The 19,644-nt window shown below is 70.0% G+C and carries 18 protein-coding genes; 9 read left to right on the top strand and 9 right to left on the bottom strand.

Annotated features, from left to right (window positions below; genetic code table 11):
- Positions 1-237 precede the first annotated feature (237 nt).
- Together ppdK and dusB are read right to left on the bottom strand one after the other, a co-directional pair.
- Positions 238-2,946, bottom strand: a complete 2,709-nt coding sequence (gene ppdK, locus ACGFYQ_RS02170; RefSeq protein WP_393738969.1) for a pyruvate, phosphate dikinase — start codon at positions 2,944-2,946, stop codon at positions 238-240.
- 364 nt (positions 2,947-3,310) lie between these two features.
- Positions 3,311-4,471 (bottom strand): tRNA dihydrouridine synthase DusB, encoded by a 1,161-nt coding sequence (gene dusB / locus ACGFYQ_RS02165; protein WP_393738967.1) that lies wholly within the window; start codon positions 4,469-4,471, stop codon positions 3,311-3,313.
- A gap of 34 nt (positions 4,472-4,505) precedes the next feature.
- On the opposite strand from dusB, the gene ACGFYQ_RS02160 reads away from it, so the two are divergent.
- Positions 4,506-5,960 (top strand): MFS transporter, encoded by a 1,455-nt coding sequence (locus tag ACGFYQ_RS02160; protein ID WP_393738965.1) that lies wholly within the window; start codon positions 4,506-4,508, stop codon positions 5,958-5,960.
- A gap of 261 nt (positions 5,961-6,221) precedes the next feature.
- Here the strand turns inward: ACGFYQ_RS02160 and ACGFYQ_RS02155 are convergent, their stop codons facing one another.
- Positions 6,222-6,677: a MarR family winged helix-turn-helix transcriptional regulator gene (locus ACGFYQ_RS02155; protein WP_393738963.1), complete on the bottom strand. Its 456-nt coding sequence runs from the start codon at positions 6,675-6,677 to the stop codon at positions 6,222-6,224.
- A 91-nt stretch (positions 6,678-6,768) separates the two neighbouring features.
- On the opposite strand from ACGFYQ_RS02155, the gene ACGFYQ_RS02150 reads away from it, so the two are divergent.
- The 4 genes from ACGFYQ_RS02150 (at position 6,769) to ACGFYQ_RS02135 (ending at position 9,697) form a co-directional block, all read left to right on the top strand.
- Positions 6,769-7,113, top strand: a complete 345-nt coding sequence (locus ACGFYQ_RS02150) for a DoxX family protein (protein WP_393738961.1) — start codon at positions 6,769-6,771, stop codon at positions 7,111-7,113.
- A gap of 63 nt (positions 7,114-7,176) precedes the next feature.
- Positions 7,177-8,211: an aldo/keto reductase gene (locus ACGFYQ_RS02145; RefSeq protein WP_393738959.1), complete on the top strand. Its 1,035-nt coding sequence runs from the start codon at positions 7,177-7,179 to the stop codon at positions 8,209-8,211.
- Between the two features lie 20 nt (positions 8,212-8,231).
- Positions 8,232-8,825 (top strand): TetR family transcriptional regulator, encoded by a 594-nt coding sequence (locus ACGFYQ_RS02140; RefSeq protein ID WP_393738957.1) that lies wholly within the window; start codon positions 8,232-8,234, stop codon positions 8,823-8,825.
- A gap of 137 nt (positions 8,826-8,962) precedes the next feature.
- Positions 8,963-9,697 carry a VC0807 family protein gene (locus ACGFYQ_RS02135; protein WP_393738955.1) on the top strand — a complete coding sequence of 245 codons (735 nt, stop codon included), beginning with the start codon at positions 8,963-8,965 and terminating at the stop codon, positions 9,695-9,697.
- Positions 9,698-9,772: 75 nt separating this feature from the next.
- On the opposite strand, the gene ACGFYQ_RS02130 is transcribed toward ACGFYQ_RS02135, so the two are convergent.
- Positions 9,773-11,155 (bottom strand): glycine--tRNA ligase, encoded by a 1,383-nt coding sequence (locus ACGFYQ_RS02130; RefSeq protein WP_393738953.1) that lies wholly within the window; start codon positions 11,153-11,155, stop codon positions 9,773-9,775.
- 154 nt (positions 11,156-11,309) lie between these two features.
- Here ACGFYQ_RS02130 and ACGFYQ_RS02125 point away from each other — a divergent pair, with 154 nt between their 5' ends.
- From ACGFYQ_RS02125 to ACGFYQ_RS02110, 4 genes are read left to right on the top strand one after another with little or no spacing between them, the layout of a single operon-like run.
- Entirely contained in the window at positions 11,310-12,287 is a 978-nt protein-coding gene (locus ACGFYQ_RS02125; RefSeq protein ID WP_393738951.1) for a metal ABC transporter substrate-binding protein, read from the top strand.
- Between the two features lie 29 nt (positions 12,288-12,316).
- A complete protein-coding gene (locus ACGFYQ_RS02120) occupies positions 12,317-13,108 on the top strand; it encodes a metal ABC transporter ATP-binding protein (RefSeq protein WP_393738949.1) in 792 nt (263 codons plus the stop codon).
- Positions 13,108-13,971, top strand: coding sequence for a metal ABC transporter permease (locus ACGFYQ_RS02115; protein WP_393738947.1), 864 nt, complete (start codon positions 13,108-13,110; stop codon positions 13,969-13,971). Before ACGFYQ_RS02120 ends, ACGFYQ_RS02115 begins: the two co-directional genes overlap by 1 nt.
- A gap of 51 nt (positions 13,972-14,022) precedes the next feature.
- A complete protein-coding gene (locus ACGFYQ_RS02110) occupies positions 14,023-14,451 on the top strand; it encodes a Fur family transcriptional regulator (RefSeq protein ID WP_393738945.1) in 429 nt (142 codons plus the stop codon).
- A 9-nt stretch (positions 14,452-14,460) separates the two neighbouring features.
- Here ACGFYQ_RS02110 and ACGFYQ_RS02105 read toward each other — a convergent pair whose 3' ends face one another.
- The 5 genes from ACGFYQ_RS02105 to ACGFYQ_RS02085 all read right to left on the bottom strand — a co-directional run bounded on the left by ACGFYQ_RS02105 (position 14,461) and on the right by ACGFYQ_RS02085 (position 19,611).
- Positions 14,461-15,021, bottom strand: coding sequence for a YcxB family protein (locus ACGFYQ_RS02105; protein WP_393738943.1), 561 nt, complete (start codon positions 15,019-15,021; stop codon positions 14,461-14,463).
- A gap of 37 nt (positions 15,022-15,058) precedes the next feature.
- Complete coding sequence (locus ACGFYQ_RS02100) at positions 15,059-15,880, bottom strand: isoprenyl transferase (protein ID WP_393738941.1); 822 nt, start codon at positions 15,878-15,880, stop codon at positions 15,059-15,061.
- 11 nt (positions 15,881-15,891) lie between these two features.
- The gene (gene recO / locus ACGFYQ_RS02095) at positions 15,892-16,638 is read right to left on the bottom strand and encodes a DNA repair protein RecO (protein ID WP_030757462.1); all 747 of its coding nucleotides are present in this window, start codon (positions 16,636-16,638) and stop codon (positions 15,892-15,894) included.
- A 122-nt stretch (positions 16,639-16,760) separates the two neighbouring features.
- A complete protein-coding gene (locus tag ACGFYQ_RS02090; RefSeq protein WP_393738939.1) occupies positions 16,761-18,326 on the bottom strand; it encodes a nucleobase:cation symporter-2 family protein in 1,566 nt (521 codons plus the stop codon).
- 589 nt (positions 18,327-18,915) lie between these two features.
- On the bottom strand, positions 18,916-19,611 hold the full coding sequence (locus ACGFYQ_RS02085; RefSeq protein WP_393738937.1) for a TerB family tellurite resistance protein: 696 nt from the start codon (positions 19,609-19,611) through the stop codon (positions 18,916-18,918).
- Positions 19,612-19,644 lie beyond the last annotated feature (33 nt).

The following is a 19,644-nucleotide window of genomic DNA, read 5'->3' as shown; positions in this document are numbered from 1 at the left end:
GCGACCGAAACGCTCCGTGAAGGCCGTGGGGGGCTTTGCGGGGCCTGGCGGTCGGTCGCACCGGGAAGCGCCGACGTGCCCGGCAGAATGACAGCGGCGGTGGACGGGTGGGGATCCGTCCACCGCCTGCTGGCGTAAAGATTTGTTGAACAGCAAAAAATTAGGCGCGCCCGCCCCCAGGGCGTCAGGGAACCCGGGGGCAGGCGCGGTCTGTGGGGCCCTTCTCAGGGCCGGGGGTCAGCGGCTGTCGCTGCCCTTCGCCTCGGCGGCCGCGCGACCGGCCTCCAGGCGCGCCACCGGAATCCGGAAGGGCGAGCAGGAGACGTAGTCGAGGCCGACCTCGTGGAAGAAGTGGACGGACTCGGGGTCGCCACCGTGCTCGCCGCAGACACCGAGCTTGAGGTCCGGGCGGGTGGCCCGGCCGGCCTGGACGGCGCTGCGGACCAGCGCGCCGACGCCGTCCTTGTCGATGGTCTCGAAGGGCGAGACCCCGAAGATGCCCTTCTCCAGGTACGCGGTGAAGAAGCTGGCCTCGACGTCGTCGCGGGAGAAGCCCCACACGGTCTGGGTCAGGTCGTTCGTTCCGAAGGAGAAGAACTGCGCGGCCTCGGCGATCTGTCCGGCCGTCAGCGCGGCGCGCGGCAGCTCGATCATGGTGCCGATGGACAGCTTGAGGCTGGTGCCGGTGGCGGCCTCGACCTCGGCGATGACCTGGTCGGCCTCGTCGCGGACGATCTCCAGCTCCTGGACGGTGCCCACGAGCGGGACCATGATCTCGGCGCGCGGGTCGCCCTTGGCGTTCTTGCGCTCGGCCGCGGCCTCGGCGATCGCCCGGACCTGCATCTTGAACAGGCCGGGGATGACCAGGCCGAGGCGGACGCCGCGCAGACCCAGCATCGGGTTCTGCTCGTGCAGCTTGTGCACGGCCTGGAGCAGACGCAGGTCGTTCTCGTTCGCGTCCTTGCGGGACTCGGCGAGGGCGACGCGCACCGACAGCTCGGTGATGTCGGGCAGGAACTCGTGCAGCGGCGGGTCGAGCAGGCGGACGGTGACGGGCAGGCCGTCCATCGCCTCGAACAGCTCGACGAAGTCCTTCTTCTGCAGCGGCAGGAGGGCACTGAGTGCCGCCTCGCGCTCTTCGTCGGTGTCCGCGAGGATCAGTCGCTCCACCAGTTCACGGCGCTCACCGAGGAACATGTGCTCGGTGCGGCACAGGCCGATGCCCTGGGCCCCGAAGCGGCGGGCGCGCAGCGCGTCCTCGGCGTTGTCGGCGTTGGCGCGCACCCGCAGGCGGCGGACGCGGTCCGCGTAGGCCATGATCCGGTGCACGGCGGCGACGAGCTCGTCGGCGTCGTCGGCGCCGGCGTGCATGCGGCCCTCGAAGTACTCGACGACCGGGGACGGTACGACGGGTACCTCACCCAGGTACACCTTGCCGGTGGAGCCGTCGATGGAGACGACGTCGCCCTCTTCGATGACCGTGTCGCCGACCGTCATGCGGCGGCGCTTGGTGTCGACGTCCAGCTCCTCGGCGCCGCAGACACAGGTCTTGCCCATGCCGCGGGCGACGACGGCCGCGTGCGAGGTCTTGCCGCCGCGCGAGGTCAGGATGCCCTCGGAGGCGATCATGCCGTCCAGGTCGTCCGGGTTGGTCTCGCGGCGGATCAGGATGACCTTCTCGCCGGAGCGGGACCACTTGACGGCCGTGTAGGAGTCGAAGACGGCCTTGCCGACGGCCGCACCCGGGGAGGCGGCGATGCCGCGGCCGAGCAGGGTGGTCTTGGCGTCCTCGTCGAAGCGCGGGAACATCAGCTGCGCCAGCTGGTGGCCGGTGACGCGCTGGAGCGCCTCGGCCTCGTCGATCAGGCCCTGGTCCACGAGCTGGGTGGCGATGCGGAAGGCGGCGCCGGCGGTGCGCTTGCCGACACGGGTCTGGAGCATCCACAGCTGGCCGCGCTCGATGGTGAACTCGATGTCGCAGAGATCCTTGTAGTGGGTCTCCAGCGTCGTCATGATCGTCATGAGCTGGTCGTACGAGGCCTTGTCGATGGCCTCCAGGTCCGCGAGCGGCACGGTGTTGCGGATGCCCGCGACCACGTCCTCGCCCTGGGCGTTCTGGAGGTAGTCGCCGTAGACGCCCGCGTGGCCGCTGGCGGGGTCGCGGGTGAAGGCGACGCCGGTGCCGGAGTCGGGGCCCAGGTTGCCGAAGACCATGGAGCAGATGTTGACCGCGGTGCCCAGGTCGCTCGGGATGCGCTCCTGGCGGCGGTACAGCTTGGCGCGCTCGGTGTTCCACGAGTTGAAGACGGCCTCGACGGCGAGGTCCATCTGCTCGCGGGCGTCCTGCGGGAACTCGCGGCCGGCTTCCTTCGCCACGATCTTCTTGAAGACCTTGACCAGCTTCTTCAGGTCGGCGGCGTCGAGGTCGGTGTCGACGGTGACCTTCTTGGCGGCCTTGGCCTCGTCGAGGGCGTCCTCGAAGAGCTCGCCCTCGACGCCGAGGACGGTCTTGCCGAACATCTGGATGAGGCGGCGGTACGAGTCCCACGCGAAGCGCTCGTCACCGGCCTGGGAGGCGAGGCCGGTCACGGACTCGTCGGAGAGGCCGATGTTGAGGACGGTGTCCATCATGCCGGGCATCGAGAACTTGGCGCCGGAGCGGACGGAGACCAGCAGCGGGTCGTCCGACTGGCCGAGCTTCTTGCCCATCTTCGCCTCGAGGGCCGCAAGGTGGGCGCTGACCTCGTCGCGCAGCGCGGCCGGGGCCGTGCCGCTCTCGAGGTAGACCTTGCAGGCCTCGGTGGTGATGGTGAAGCCGGGAGGGACGGGGAGACCAAGGTTGGTCATCTCGGCGAGGTTGGCCCCCTTGCCGCCGAGAAGGTCCTTGAGGTCCCGGTTGCCCTCGGTGAAGTCGTAGACGAACTTCTGATCTTTGTTTTCCGACACGGGTCTCGACTCCTCGAGGCTCGGTGGCTGCCCTGACGGCCAGGAACATACCCAGATCGAAGGCTTCTGGGTACGTCCACTTGGTCGTCATACGGCTGTAACCACCCGTGCGCCAGCAGATCGAAAGTAACTCATGGGTAATCAGAAGGTACGAAGAGTCTTCACATCCCGAAGCCCGAAGGGGCTTTTGAGGCTTGATCACGCTCGGATGAGCGATCATCGATCCATTTGCGTTCAAGTGTTGAACGCACAAAGGGTGGCACCCAGTGCCACCCTTTGAAAGTCTTACCCGTGATCTTCGCGCTCATCTGAGCGAAACCTCTCCCATGCGTGGCGTATATCACGCGACACGGAGGGCGATTTGTCAGCCTCCGGAGGTGTCCAGTTCGGCTTCCTCACTGATGCCCGCGCAGTCGTACGGGTCCTTCAGCCAGCCGTCCGGCAGGACAACTCGGTTGTTTCCGGACGTCCGGCCCCGCGGGCCGTCCGCGCTCTCGGGCCAGGACTGATCCAGATCAAGCTCGCTCAGATGAGCGTCCAGTTCGGCCAGGGAGGAGGTGACCGCCAGCTTCTTGCGCATCTCGGACCCGACCGAGAACCCCTTGAGGTACCAGGCCACGTGCTTACGGAAGTCGATCACCCCGCGCGCCTCGTCACCGATCCACTCCCCCAGCAGCTGCGCGTGGCGGTGCATGGTGCCCGCGACCTCGCGCAGCGTGGGCTTGTGGAAGTCCTCGGGGCGTCCCTCGAAGGCCGCCACCAGGTCGTTGAACAGCCACGGCCGCCCCAGACAGCCCCGGCCGACGACCACGCCGTCGCAGCCGGTCTCGCGGACCATGCGCAGCGCGTCCTCGGCGCACCAGATGTCGCCGTTGCCGAGGACCGGGATCTCCGGCACGTGCTCCTTGAGCCGCGCGATGGCGTCCCAGTCGGCGGTGCCGCCGTAGTGCTGGGCTGTGGTGCGCCCGTGCAGGGCGATGGCGGTGACCCCCTCCTCGACGGCGATCCGGCCGGCGTCGAGGTAGGTGAGGTGGTCGTCGTTGATGCCCTTGCGCATCTTCATGGTCACCGGCAGGTCGCCGGCGCCGGCGACGGCCTCGCGGAGGATCGCGCGCAGCAGGTTCCGCTTGTACGGGAGGGCCGAGCCGCCACCCTTGCGGGTGACCTTGGGGACCGGGCAGCCGAAGTTGAGGTCGATGTGGTCGGCGCGGTCCTCTTCGACGATCATGCGGACCGCCTTGCCGACCGTCACGGGGTCGACTCCGTACAGCTGGATCGAGCGGGGCTTCTCGGCCTCGTCGAAGTGGATCAGCTGCATGGTCTTCTCGTTGCGCTCGACCAGGGCGCGGGTCGTGATCATCTCGCTCACGAACAGCCCCTTGCCGCCCGAGAACTCCCGGCAGAGGGTACGGAACGGGGCATTGGTGATGCCGGCCATGGGGGCGAGCACCACCGGGGGCTGCACGGTGTGCGGGCCGATCGCGAGAGGCGGAGGGAGCGTGGTCATCCGCCCATTGTCCCGCATGCCGGGGCCGTCGGGCAGACGTACGATCGGCGGCATGATCGAGCCGAGTCAGCCGGGTGAGCCGAGTCGCCGCCAGCGCATGATCGTCCTGGCGGTCTGCTGCATCAGCCTGCTGATCGTCAGCCTCGACAACACCGTGCTGAACGTCGCGCTTCCCTCGATGCGCAAGGATCTGGACGCCTCGGTGGCGGGCATGCAGTGGACGATCGACGCCTACACCCTGGTCCTGGCCTCCCTCCTGATGCTCGCGGGATCCACCGCCGACCGGATCGGCCGCCGCAAGGTGTTCGTCGCGGGCCTGGTGCTCTTCACCCTGGGCTCGCTGCTGTGCTCCCTCGCCCCCAGCCTCGACTGGCTCATCGCCTACCGGATGGTCCAGGCGGTCGGCGGCGCGATGCTCAACCCGGTGGCGATGTCGATCATCACCAACACCTTCACCGATCCCGCCGAGCGGGCCCGGGCCATCGGGATCTGGGGCGCCGTCGCGGGCATCTCCATGGCCGCGGGTCCCCTGATCGGCGGAGTGCTGGTGGACTCCGTGGGCTGGCGCTCGATCTTCTGGATCAACCTGCCCGTGGGCCTGGTCGCCCTGCTGCTGACCCTGCGCCACGTCCCCGAGTCCCGGGCGGCGCGGCCACGACGGGCGGATCCGGTGGGCCAGCTGCTGATCATGGCCCTGCTGGGCTGTCTGACGTACGGGATCATCGAGGCGCCGGCCGCGGGCTGGCGATCGCCGCTGATCATGGGCTGCGCCCTGGTGGCCGTCGCCGCGCTGGTGGGGCTGCTGCTCTACGAGCCCCGGCGCGAGGAGCCGCTGATCGATTTCCGGTTCTTCCGGAGCGCGCCCTTCAGCGGGGCCACGGTGATCGCCGTGAGCGCCTTCTCCGGGATGGCCGGGTTTCTCTTCCTGAACACCCTGTACCTGCAGGACGTACGGGGGCTGGACGCGCTGCACGCCGGGCTCTACATGCTGCCTATGGCCGCGCTGACCATGCTCTTCGCGCCGCTGTCGGGCCGGCTGGTGGGCAGCCGGGGGCCGCGGCTTCCGCTGCTCATCGCGGGCGTCGCGATGGCCGCGAGCGGGCTGCTCTTCGCCGCCTTCCGGGCCGAGACCTCTACCCCTCTCATGTTCACCGGGTACGTGCTGTTCGGGCTCGGCTTCGGCATGGTGAACGCGCCCGTCACCAATACGGCGGTGTCCGGGATGCCGCGGTCCCAGGCGGGTGTCGCGGCCGCCATCGCCTCCACCAGCCGGCAGACGGGCAGCACGCTGGGCGTCGCGATCGTGGGCGCGGTCCTGGCGGCCGGACTGGCGAACGGCTCCGACTTCGCCGGGGCGACCGGCCCGGCGTGGTGGATCATCACGGCCTGTGGCGTGCTGGTCCTGGTGGTGGGCGCGGCGACGAGCGGCCCATGGGCCCGCGCGACGGCGGCCCGCACGGCCCGCACCCTGGACCCCACGGCTCCCCGTACCCGAGCGGACGCCTGACCGGGACCGGGACCGGGACCGGGACCGCTCGCCCGCCCGCCCGCCGGGCACGGGAGCCGGAGGCGGCGCAGTGAGACGGGCCCGGCGGGATCCCGCGTTTCCGCCCGCAGTTCCCGGGCGCGCAAACGCACCCATGATCCGACGCTGACCTGCGGATAGGCCCGAGGTGGCGGGCCGGCCCGCCGTCGCGCACCGCAGGCCGGCGCCCGGCGTAGCCGAGCGGCCGACCCGGGCCACCGGTGCCTCCGACGGGAGCGGCGGCTACTCCTGGCAGTCGAAGTCGTCCGCGTGGGTGTCGATACGCGCCAGCAGGGCGCGCAGGGTCTCCTGGTCACCGGGCGACAGGCTCGCGAACAGGCCCTGCTCGACCTCGTCGAGCGCCGCGTTCGTCTTGCCCAGCGCGGTCGATCCGGCGGCGGTGATGGCCACGTTGTGGCGACGGCGGTCGGCCGGGTCCCGGCGGCGTTCGGCCAGCCCGTCGCCTTCCAGGTCGTTCAGGATCCCGACGAGCACGCTCGGGTCGACCTCCAGCCGCTCGGCGAGGGCCCGCTGGCTGATGGGGCCGTCCTCCAGGTGCATCAGCGTCATCGCGTGCCGCGGGGTGAGCCCCGCCGCGCTGAGCGCCTTCTTCATCCGGGTCTGGGTGACCGATCCGTGCCAGGCCAGCAGCAGGCCCAGCCGCTGCGGAGGGTGCGATCCGTCCTGATCTGCCGTCATGTCCCACATCGTAGCAATCGAGAAATGATTGCGTCGGAGATATCGTTGATGCTATTCAATGATTTGACACCACCGACTGTTGGAGAACTCCATGTTCATCGCCTACGCCGTCGTCGGCGGCCTCCTCGCCCTCGTCCTCACCGCCTCCGCCACCTTCACGCTCCAGCGCAACGACCAGATCGTCGCCGGCATGCGGAAGGTCCAGGTCCCGGACTCCTGGCTGCCACGCCTGGCAGCCCTCAAGGCCGCCGGCGCGATCGGCCTGGTCGCGGGCCTGTGGGTCACTCCCCTCGGCATCGCCGCCGCCGTCGGCGTGACCCTCTACTTCGTCGGCGCGGTCATCACCCACCTCCGAGCCAAGGACTACGAGCTCGCCCCGGCCGCGATCCTGACCCTGATCGCGGCCGCCGCCCTGGTCCTGCGGGTCCTGTCGTAGCCCACCTCACACTGACGAGTGACAGATATTGAAATCTGTCACTCGTCATGCCATTCTCGTTTCATGACCACGAACGAGAACCTCACCGTCACTGCCACCACCCGCACCCTCGGGACCACCGGGCCGTCCGTCTTCCCGCTCGGCCTCGGCTGCATGGGGATGTCCGCCCTGTACGGGCAGGCCGACCGCGCCGAGTCCGTCGCCACCCTCCACGCCGCCCTGGACGCCGGCGTCACGCTCCTCGACACCGGCGACTTCTACGGCATGGGCCACAACGAACTGCTGATCAACGAAGCCCTGCGCACCGCGCCCGCCGCGGCCCGGGAGCAGGCGCTGACCAGCGTCAAGTTCGGCGCCCTGCGCACGGTCGAGGGCGGCTTCACCGGCTACGACGGCCGGCCCGAGGCCGTCAAGAACTTCCTGGCCTACTCGCTCCAGCGGCTCGGCCGGGACCACATCGACATCTACCGGATCGCCCGCGTGGACCCGGACGTCCCGATCGAGGAGACCGTCGGGGCCATCGCCGAGGCGGTCGAGGCCGGGCACGTGCGCCACATCGGCCTCTCCGAGGTCGGCGCGGACACCCTGCGCCGGGCCGCCGCCGTGGCCCCGATAGCCGACCTCCAGATCGAGTACTCGCTCATCTCCCGCGGCATCGAGGACGAGATCCTGCCGACCGCCCGCGAGCTCGGCATAGGCATCACGGCGTACGGAGTGCTGTCCCGCGGCCTGATCAGCGGCCACTTCACCCGGGACCGCGCGCTGGCCCCGGGCGACTTCCGCGGCATGAGCCCCCGCTTCCAGGGGGACAACCTCGACCGCAACCTCGACCTGGTGGACGCCCTGCGCAAGGTCGCGGACAGCAACGGCGTGAGCGTGGCCCAGACCGCCATCGCCTGGGTGCTCTCGCGCGGCGAGGACATCGTGCCGCTGGTGGGCGCCCGGCGCCGGGACCGGCTCGCCGAGGCACTGGGTGCCATGGAGATAACGCTGAGCGGCGCCGACCTGGCCGCCATTGAGGAGGCCGTTCCCGTCGGCGCCGCGGCGGGCGAGCGGTACCCGGCGGCCCAGATGGCCCACCTCGACAGCGAGCACTGAGCTGGCGGTACGGTCGTACCATGCCTCCCACCGCTGCCGAACCCCTGACACCCGAGCGCATTCTCGAAACCACCGAGGAGGTGCTGCGCCGGTTCGGTCCCACCAAGGCGACCGTGGTGGACGTGGCCCGCGCGCTGGGCGTCAGCCACGGCAGCGTGTACCGGCACTTCCCGTCGAAGGCGGCGCTGCGCGAGGCCGTCACGGACCGCTGGCTCGCCAAGAGCGTCGTCATGCTGGAGGAGATCGCCTCGGCGCCCGCCGAGAGCGCGCCCTCCAAGCTGGAGGCGTGGCTGGAAGCGCTCTTCGAGGCCAAGCGCCACAAGGCGGGTGACGACCCGGAGCTGTTCGCCACCTACACCGTGCTGCTCGCCGAGAACAGCGGGATCGTGGACCACCACCTGACCGAGCTGATCGACCAGTTGGCCCGGATCATCGCCGAGGGCGTCGCGGCGGGCACGCTCGCCGCCACGGACGTACCGGCCGCGGCCCGCGCGGTCTTCGATGCCACCGGCCGATTCCACGACCCGCAGTACGCGGCCGACTGGCTCTCGCCCACGATCCTCACGGAGTTCGAGGCGGTCACCTCGCTGATCATCCGGGGTCTGCGCGCCTGACGCGGGGTCCGACCAATCCGGAATCATCCCCTCCGGACACTTTGGCGATCATTTTGGCTTGCCCGGCTTGTACATGTCATCAACATGTCCATACGGTCCCCCTTACCGCACTCATCAGGCATGTTCCAGGGGGAACCTTGTCCGCCCAAGAAGCACGACCCGCACCTCCCACCCGCTCCGGCGCCGCCACGGCCATCGGCTGGGTCCTGACCATCGGCCTCAACGTGGTCGCGCCGATCATCACGTACAACACGCTCGTCGAGGACCACGGCTGGAGCGAGTTCTCGGCGCTCCTCCTCAGCAGTGCCTGGCCGGTGCTCGACAGCGCCATCAGCGTGGCCTGGCGGCGCAAGCTCGACGAGTTCGCCGTCGTCACGCTGGTGTTCATCGTGATCACGGCCGTCGTCTCGCTCGTCGGTGCCCACTCGGCGCGCGCCCTGCTGATCAAGGACTCGGGCGTGACCGGGCTGTTCGGCCTGCTCTGCCTGGCCACCCTGCTCGCACCGCGCCCGCTGATGTTCTACTTCGGCCGCAAGTTCGCCACCGACGGCACTCCGGAGAGCACGGCCTGGTGGAACGCCCTGTGGCAGTTCGAGGGCTTCCGCACCACCATGCGCACCATGACCCTGGTCTGGGGCGTGGCCTACGTCGCCGAGGCGCTGATCCGGATCGGCCTGGCGTACGTCGTGGACACCAAGACCATGGTGACCCTCAGCCCGATCATGATCTACGGGGTGCTGGGCGCCCTGGCCGTGTGGACGGCGCTCTACGGAAAGCGGTCACGGCGGGAGGGCGAGCGCCGCGCGGCCGAGGCGGAGGCCGCCGCAGCCGCCGGGGCCGCGACGACCGCGACGACCGCGACGACCGCCTGAGCGGAGCCGGAAAAGACCGGTGGCCCGGTGCGCACACTGCGCACCGGGCCACCGGTCTTTTTGCCGAGGCGGAACCTAGCAGCCGAGCAGGCGGCTGCCGAGGTAGCTCTGGATCTGGTCCAGGGAGACGCGCTCCTGCTTCATGGTGTCGCGCTCGCGCACGGTCACCGCGTTGTCGTCCAGGGTGTCGAAGTCGACGGTGACGCAGAACGGCGTACCGATCTCGTCCTGGCGGCGGTAGCGGCGGCCGATGGCGCCCGCGTCGTCGAACTCGATGTTCCAGTTCTTGCGCAGGTCGGCGGCGAGGCCCTTGGCCTTCGGCGACAGCTGCGGGTTGCGGGACAGCGGCAGGACGGCGACCTTGATCGGGGCCAGGCGCGGGTCGAGGCGCATCACGGTGCGCTTCTCCATGACGCCCTTGGCGTTGGGGGCCTCGTCCTCGTTGTACGCGTCGAGCATGAAGGCGAGCATGGCGCGGTTGACACCGGCCGCCGGCTCGATGACGTACGGGGTGTAGCGCTCGCCGGCCTCCTGGTCGAAGTACGTGAGGTCCTGGCCGGAGGCGGCGGAGTGGGCCTTGAGGTCGAAGTCGGTGCGGTTGGCGATGCCCTCGAGCTCGGAGAACTCATTGCCGCCGAAGTTGAAGCGGTACTCGATGTCGGCGGTGCGCTTCGAGTAGTGGGACAGCTTCTCCTTCGGGTGGTCGAACCAGCGGATGTTCTCCTCGCGGATGCCGAGGTCGCGGTACCAGTTCCACCGCTCCTGCATCCAGTACTCCTGCCACTGCTCGTCCTCGCCCGGCTTGACGAAGAACTCCATCTCCATCTGCTCGAACTCGCGCGTGCGGAAGATGAAGTTGCCCGGAGTGATCTCGTTGCGGAAGGACTTGCCCATCTGCGCGATGCCGAAGGGGGGCTTCTTGCGCGAGGTGGTCTGCACCTGGGCGAAGTTGGTGAAGATGCCCTGGGCGGTCTCGGGGCGCAGGTACGCCTTGGAGCCGGTGTCCTGGGTCGGGCCGAGGTGGGTCTCCAGCATGCCGGAGAACTGCTTGGGCTCGGTGAACTGGCCCTTCACACCGCAGTGGGGGCAGTTGATGTCGGCAAGACCGTTGGCGGGCAGGCGGCCGTGCTTGGCCTCGTACGCCTCTTCCAGGTGGTCCGCGCGCTGGCGCTTGTGGCAGGAGGTGCACTCGGTCAGCGGGTCCGAGAAGGTCGCGACGTGGCCGGAGGCCACCCAGACCTCGGGGGCCAGGATCACGGACGAGTCGAGACCGACGATGTCCTCACGCCCGGTGACCATCGCCTTCCACCACTGGCGCTTGATGTTCTCCTTGAGCTCGACACCGAGCGGACCGTAGTCCCAGGCAGCCCTGGAGCCGCCGTAGATCTCACTGCACGGGAAAACGAAGCCACGGCGCTTGCTCAGGCTGACGATGGTGTCGATCTTGTCGGCGGCCACGGTGCTCTCTTCATTACGAGGACGAACGGCGAAGTCTTTAGGTTACCGGCGCCCGCACCCCCGCTTTCAAATCGGATCCCCTTCCACGGTCCCACCCCGGGCCCCTCACCTGGGTTTTTGACAATCGTTTCCATTTTTGATGAAAATGGATGTCATGAACGTACGACGCCTCATACCCGCCACCGCCCTCGCCGGAGCCGTCGCCCTCGGCGCCACGGCCCTCACCGCCTGCTCCGGAGCCTCCGCGAGCGGCAGCCAGGACGGCAAGCTCGACGTGATGGCGTCGTTCTACCCGATGCAGTTCCTCGCCGAGCAGATCGGCAAGGACCACGTGAAGGTCGGCACCCTGACCAAGCCGGGTGTCGAACCGCACGACTTGGAGATCACGCCGAAGCAGACCGCCCAGCTGGGCGAGGCCGACGTGATCCTCTACCTCAAGACCCTGCAGCCCGCCGTCGACAAGGCCGTCGCCCAGTCCGGCGGGAAGAACATCGTCGACGCCGGCACCCTCACCACGATGGAGGCCCACGGCGCCTCGGGCCACGACCACGGCCACGAGGGCGAGGCCGCGGGCGAGGAGGGCCACGACCACGCCCACGAGGGCGCGGCCGGCGCGGACCCGCACATCTGGCTCGACCCCGCCAAGTACGCGGAGGTCGCCAAGGGCGTCGGCGCGGCCCTGGAGAAGGCCGACCCCGACCACGCCGCCGACTACAAGAAGAACACCGACGAGCTGGTCGGCAAGCTGACCGGGCTCGACACCGAGTTCAAGGACGGCCTGAAGAACACGGCCACCAAGACCTTCATCACGACCCACTCCGCCTTCGGCTACCTCGCCGAGCGCTACGGCCTGGACCAGGAGGGCATCGCCGGCCTCGACCCCGAGTCCGAGCCGAGCCCGGCCCGGATCAAGGAGATCCACGAGATCGCGAAGAAGGAGAATGCCACCACGGTGTTCTTCGAGACCCTGGCCAGCGACAAGACGGCCAAGACCCTCGCGGCGGACACCGGCCTGAAGACCGACGTCCTCGACCCGCTCGAGGGAATCACCGACAAGTCCCAGGGCGCTGACTACTTCGCGGTCATGCGGTCCAACCTGAAGAACCTCCAGAAGGCACTCGGTAGCAAGTGATGGCAGTAGCAGCAACGGAGGCGCGAGCCATGCAGTCCACGCCCCGACAGGCAGATGACCAGCCCGTCATATCCCTGCGCGGGGCCACGGCCTCGCTCGGCTCGCGCCCCGTGCTGCGCGGGATCGACCTCACCGTCCGCCGCGGTGAGGTCGTCGCCCTGCTCGGCGCCAACGGCTCCGGCAAGTCCACCGCCGTCCGCGCCGTGGTCGGCCAGGTCCCGCTGACCGACGGCGCCCTGTCCCTCTTCGGTACGGACTTCAAGCGTTTCCGCGACTGGTCGCGCATCGGGTACGTCCCGCAGCGCACCACCGCCGCCAGTGGCGTCCCGGCCACCGTCCGAGAGGTCGTCTCCTCCGGCCGCCTCGCCCGTACCCGCTTCGGTCTCCTGCGCAAGGCGGACAAGGCCGCCGTCGAGCGCGCCCTGGCCCTCGTCGACATGGACGGGCACGCCGACGCCTCGGTCGACGCCCTCTCCGGCGGCCAGCACCAGCGCGTCCTCATAGCCCGGGCCCTCGCCGTCGAACCCGAGCTGCTGATCATGGACGAGCCGATGGCGGGCGTGGACCTCGCCAACCAGGAGGTCCTCGCGCACGCCCTGCGCGAGCAGGTCGCCGCCGGCTCCACCGTCCTGCTCGTCCTGCACGAGCTGGGCCCGCTGGAGCCGCTGATCGACCGCGCCGTCGTCCTGCGCGACGGCTGCGTCGTCCACGACGGCCCGCCCCCGGAGGCCGTCGGCCAGCACGCCCTGCCCGGCCACGACCACGTACACCCCCACGCCGGGCACGACGCCGGGCCCCTGCGGACGGGACTGCTGAGCTGATGGACATCCTCGACTACGCCTTCATGCAGCGGGCCCTGATCGCGGCCGCCCTGGTCGGCATCACGGCCCCCGCCATCGGCACGTACCTCGTCCAGCGCCGCCAGGCGCTCATGGGCGACGGTCTCGGCCACGTCGCCATGACCGGCGTCGCCCTCGGCCTCGTGCTCCACACCAGCCCGGTCTGGATGGCCACCCTCGTCGCCGTCCTCGGCGCCGTCGGCATGGAGCTGATCCGCGCCCGCGGCAGGACCAGCGGGGACGTGGCCCTCGCCATGCTCTTCTACGGCGGCCTCGCCGGCGGCGTCATGATCATCAACCTCGGGGGCGGCCAGACGGCCAGCCTCCTGGGCTCCATGTTCGGCTCGATCACCACGGTCGCCGCCGAGGACGTGACCGCGATGGCGATCCTTGCCGCGTTCGTCCTCGCCGTCGCCATCGGCCTGCGCAGGCAGCTCTTCGCCGTCTGCCAGGACGAGGAGTTCGCCCGGGTCACCGGCCTGCCCGTGCGCGCCCTGAACCTGCTGATCGCCGTCACCGCGGCGGTCACCGTCACCGTCGCCATGCGCATCGTCGGCCTGCTGCTGGTCAGCGCGATGCTGGTGATCCCGGTCGCCGCCGCCCAGCGGCTGACCCGCAGTTTCGCCACCACGCTGGGCCTGGCCATGGCCATCAGCGTCGGCGTCTCCGTGACCGGCACGGCGGCCACGTACTACATCAACGTGCCGTCGGGCGCCACGATCGTGCTGCTCGCGATCGGCGTCTTCATGGTGCTGACGGCCCTGTCCGCCCCACTGGCCCGGCGCCGGGCGAAGGCGGCCCGCGCCGCCGAAGGGGTGTGCACTCGGGACGACGTAAAGGTCTAGAGGCCTCCGCCGCCTGGCACAATGGCGGCAGGCCGATACGAGGAGGAACCGGTGGCGACTGCGCCTGGCGAGACGAATACCGCGCCAGTACGAGGACGATCCACCCGGCAGCGGGCCGCCGTGGCGGCGGCGCTGGACGAGGTGGACGAGTTCCGCAGCGCCCAGGAACTCCACGACATGCTCAAGCACCGTGGCGATTCCGTGGGCCTGACCACCGTCTACCGCACCCTCCAGTCGCTCGCCGACGCCGGTGAGGTCGACGTGCTGCGCACCAGCGACGGCGAGTCCGTCTACCGGCGCTGCTCCACCGGGGACCACCACCACCACCTGGTGTGCCGCAAGTGCGGCAAGGCGGTCGAGGTGGAGGGCCCGGCCGTGGAGAAGTGGGCGGAGTCCATCGCGGCCGAGCACGGCTACGTGAACGTGGCCCACACGGTGGAGATCTTCGGCACCTGCGCGGAGTGCGCGGCCGCCGGCTAGGCACTGTTTTCAGAGCCTGCGCAGGTTCCGGTCGAGGATCGCCCGCAGGCGGTCGACGTCGGCCGGGTCCTGGACGCCCCGCTTGGGCAGGACGGTCATGGCCACCGCCCCCTTGTCGTCGCTGAGCATGACGAACGCCTCGGCCGTCTCCGCGTACCTCGGCTGCGCCGCCCAGCCGATCCGCGTCTGGGTGGCGGTCGCCGCCACCTGGACCCCGGACTCGTCCACGACGGCACGGATCTCCCCTGCCTTCTCCAGCAGCCCGCCGAAGGCACGCGCCTGGAGCTGCGGGCCGAACAGCACGAAGGCCCACAGCACCGTCCCGCCGACGAGGAAGCCCGCCGGTCTCCCCGGCGCGCTCTCCGCATCCACCAGCGCCAGCAGGCCGAGCCCCAGCAACAGCGTCCCGGCGAAGACGAACACCCCCCGCCGGCGGCGTCCCTGGGCCGTGCGCGCGTCCCGGACGCGCAGCGCGTGCGCGATGTCCGCCCTGGTCGCCCGGTAGACGAGCTCGACCGCCCGCCCGTCCTGCCGGGCCGCCTCCGCTGTCATGTCCACATCCATGTCCATGACAGCGGAGCCTATAGCCGGGACGCGCGGCCGCCCGTCAGCCGGCGGAGCCCTCCGGCTGGTTGGGCACGGCCCCGCCGAAGCGGCGGTCGCGCTGGGCGTACTCCAGGCAGGCCGCCCAGAGGTTGCGGCGGTCGAAGTCCGGCCACAGCACGTCCTGGAAGACCATCTCGGCGTACGCGCTCTGCCAGAGCAGGTAGTTGGAGGTGCGCTGCTCGCCGCTCGGGCGCAGGAACAGGTCCACGTCCGGCATGTCCGGGTAGTACATGTACTTCGCGAAGGTCTTCTCGTTGACCTTCGACGGGTCCAGCTTGCCGGCCGCCACATCGCGGGCGATGGCCTGCGCCGCGTCCGCGATCTCCGCGCGGCCGCCGTAGTTCACGCAGAAGTACAGCGTCATCGCGTCGTTGTCGACGGTCTGCTCCTGGGCGACCTGGAGCTCCTGGACGACCGACTTCCACATCTTCGGCATGCGGCCGACCCAGCGGATGCGGATGCCGAGCTCGTTCATCTCGTCGCGGCGGCGCCGGATGACGTCGCGGTTGAAGTTCATCAGGAAGCGGACCTCGTCGGGCGAGCGCTTCCAGTTCTCCGTCGAGAAGGCGTAGAGGGAGAGGTTCTTGACGCCCATCTCCAGGCAGCCCTTGAGTACGTCGAGCACGACGCCCTCGCCGACCTTGTGGCCCTCGGTGCGCGGCAGGCCGCGCTCCTTCGCCCAGCGGCCGTTGCCGTCCATGACGACCGCGACGTGGTTCGGGACCAGCTCGCCGGGGATCTTCGGCGGGCGCTCACCGGACGGGTGCGGCTCGGGAACCTTGTACTCGCGGCGAGAGCGTCCCAGAATCCCGCGTCGTGCCATGTGCCCAGCTCCTATTTCTCGACGTATCGCAGGGAGCGTAGCCCGCGCTCCAGATGCCAGTGCAAATAGGCCGAGACCAGCCCGCTGCCCTCCCGCACGTGACGCGCCTCGCAGGCGTCGGCATGCCCCCAGTCGCCCGTCAGCAGCGCGCTGAGCAGGGCGATGGCCTCCGACGAGGGTACGACGCTGCCGGGCACGCGGCAGTCCCCGCATATCACCCCGCCCGCGGCGACGGAGAAGTGCCGGTTGGGGCCGTGGATCCCGCACTTCGCGCAGTCCTCGAAGCTGGGCGCGTAGCCGTTGACGGCGAGGGAGCGCAGCAGGAAGGCGTCGAGGATGAGGTGCGGTTCGTGTTCGCCGCGCGAGAGCGTGCGCAGGGCGCCGACGAGCAGCAGGTACTGCTGTACGGCGGGCTCGCCCTCGTTCTCGGTGAAGCGCTCGGCGGTCTCCAGCATGGCGGTGCCGGCGGTGTAGCGGGCGTAGTCGGTGACGATGCCGTTGCCGTAGGGGGCGATGATCTCGGTCTGGGTGCAGAGCGGCAGGCTGCGGCCGATCAGCTCGCTGCCGCGGGCGAAGAACTGCACGTCGGCGTGGGAGAAAGGTTCCAGCCGGGCGCCGAATTTGGACTTCGTACGCCGCACCCCGCGGGCGACGGCCCGTACCCGGCCGTGGCCTCGGGTCAGCAGCGTGATGATGCGGTCCGCCTCACCCAGCTTCTGGGTGCGCAGCACGATGCCGTCGTCGCGGAACAGACTCATGCGCCCATTGTCGCCTGTACGCAGACCCGTACGGGTCCGCGCGACGACACCTCCGGGGACGGCGACGGCCCCTCGTCCGGCCGGGGGGTGCCAGGCGAGGGGCCGTCACCCCTTGGGAGGGGTCAGGGGGCCGGCGTTCCCGCGTCGTCGGCCTTCTCGGCCCCGGCCGGGGCCGCGGCCGCCTGGGCGGGCACCGCCGGGGAGACGGGCTCGGCCGCGGCGGCGGACTCCTCCGGCTCCGCCGGAACCTCGGCGGACTCGGCGGACTCGGCGGACTCGGCGGACTCGGCGGCCTCAGGGGCAGCCGGGACGGCGGGGACCGCGGGGACCTCGTCCTTGGCCAGGCCGTTGAAGATCAGGTTGAGGACGATGGCGGCCGTGGCACCGAGGGTGACACCGCTGTTGAGGAGCGAGGACAGGTCCGCGTCCATGTGCTTGGTGAAGAAGACCGGCACGGTCGCGGGGAGCAGGGCGAAGGCGAGGGAGACGCCCACGATCAGCGCGTTCTTCTCCTCCTTGAGCTCCACCTTGCCCAGGGTCTGGATACCGGCCAGGGCGACCATGCCGAACATGACGGTCGCGGCGCCGCCGAGGACCCCGTGCGGGACGGCGGCGACGATCGCCGCGGCCTTGGGCAGCAGACCCAGGATGATCATGAAGACACCGGCGGCGACGACCACGAACCGGCTCTTGACCTTCGTCATCCGCACCAGGCCGACGTTCTCGGCGAAGGCCACGTACGGGAAGGAGTTGAGGACACCACCGAGGGCGGTCGCCGCGCCGTCGGCACGCAGGGCGCGGGCCACGGTCTCGCTGTCGACGTCCTTGCCGACGATGTCGCCGACCGCGTACGTGTCACCGGTCGTCTCGACCATGGTGATCAGCATGACGATCAGCATCAGGACGATCGGGAACCACTCGAACTTCGGGACGCCGAAGTGGAAGGGCGTGGTGACCCCGATCCAGCCGGAGTTGCCGACGTCGCCGAACTTCGCGTCGCCGAGGAGGAAGGCGACCGCGGTGCCGCCGACCAGGCCGAGCAGGATGGAGATGCTGGAGAGGAACGGCTTGCCGATCTTCATCAGGACGAGGATGAAGAGCATCGTGCCGCCGGCGTACGCGAAGTGCTTCGGGTCGCCGAAGTCCGGGCTGCCGAGGCCGCCGGCCGCGTCGTTGAGACCGACCGGGATCAGGACGATGCCCAGCACGGTGATCACGGTGCCGGTGACGACGGGCGGGAAGAGCCGCATGACCGTCCGGAACGCCTTGGCGGGCAGCCAGGCGAAGGCGAAGGTCGCGATGCCGGCGGTGATGACCGCGCCGTAGATCACCAGCAGCGCGGCGGTTCCGCCGCCCGCGCCGAGGCCGATGGCGATCATCGGGGAGACGGCGGTGAAGGTCACGCCCTGGATCAGCGGCAGTCGCGCGCCGATCCGGCCGATGCCCCAGGCCTGGATGATCGAGGCGATACCGCAGGTGAACAGGTCCGCGTTGATCAGGTAGACCAGCTGTTCAGGGCTCAGCTTCAGCGCGTTGCCCACGATGATCGGAACGATCACCGCACCGGCGTAGAAGGCGAGTACGTGCTGGAAGCCGTACAGCGCGAGCTTGGGGAGGGGGAGCACCTCGTCGACCGGGTGCGTGCTCTGCTCTCCGTCAACGGAAAGCCGGGCGGCGACACGTGCCATCTCTGCCTTGCCCTTCAAAGAGGTGAGGTAAGTGAGAGGAGATCTGGTTATCCCTGGCCGGAGTGGGTCGCTAACCCGTTGATCCGCCAGGGTTGTCAGTGCGTTCACGTGAATCGAAGCCCCGCTGTGTTACAGCCGGCGTCTCGTCGTGTGACCGGAATTGAACGCCTGTGGGGGGCCTCACAGATATCGTCGACTTCTACAAATTGTTGACGCTCATAGGTCCGTGATTTTGTGGTTCCTCCAGTAGCGGGAGCACCCGAGGAGGGGTAAGGCGGGCGGCCGCGCACGGACACCCGCTCGCCGCGCACCGTCCCGATCCATGGGCTGTGACCTGGTGTTATGCGCTGCGCGCTGGTCCCCGCAGGCACATGCCGACATGGACCGGGCACCGTCCAAGGGGTGGACGCGCCGCTCCCGGAGCGATCGGCTCCAGCCCGCGGAAGGCGTGATTTCGGTCGTGCGAGGCCGGATCGTTACGTCCACCGGGGCCGTTTCGGACGGATTCGGCGAGCCCGCCCGTACACAAGCCAGGGCCCGGCGGAAACCCGCCGGGCCCTGGGAGTGCCTCTCGGCCCCGCGTCCGCGCTCAGGGCGCCCGTACCGCCGACAGCAGCCGGGTCACCTCGTCCGTGTCGATGCGCAGCGCCGCGCCGACGGTGGAGAGCACCTCGCGCTCCGCCGGGATGTACGGGCCGTCCGCCAGCGCGATACGGGCACCCTGCAGCAGGATCGACTCGCGGCCCGGCCCCGCCAGGTGCGGGGCCAGCGGCTCCAGGGCCTCGTGGAGCTCGATCGACAGCGCGGCACCACAGCATTCCGGGACGTCGTACAGCCCGAGCCGCCCCTCGTCGGTGGACAGCGCCTCCACGAGGGACTCCAGCTGCTCCTCCGCGCAGTCCTGGAAGCCCGCGGCCCGTACGGCGCTCACCGCCGTCTCCAGCGCGCTGCGCGAGGCGGTCCCGCCCGCGGCGAGCACCGCCAGCGCCACGGTGTGCACGGCGTCGCGCAGCATCGCGGTGAAGCGGGCGGTGGTGAGGTGGTCCAGGACGTCGGTGTCGAAGCGCTCGCGGCAGCCCTGGCACTCGACGACGGGCCCGGCGCTGCCGCGCGGCAGCAGCGGCACCCCGAGGACGGTGAACCGGCGGCGCCCGGTGCGCCTGCGGTAGTTGCGGTCTCCACCGCAGGCGGGGCAGAAGAACTCCCCGTCGCCCACGGTGCTCCAGGTGGTACGGGTACCCCAGACCGTCAGCTTCCGGCCGTCCCCACCCCGAACTGGCAGCACGTCGCACCTCCGCGCGTAACCTTCCGGCAACGT

It is taken from the genome of Streptomyces sp. NPDC048258, assembly GCF_043201995.1.
GTDB lineage: Bacteria > Actinomycetota > Actinomycetes > Streptomycetales > Streptomycetaceae > Streptomyces.
The sequence above is the reverse complement of the archived record's forward strand: the minus strand, read 5'-3'. Positions and strand labels throughout refer to the sequence as shown.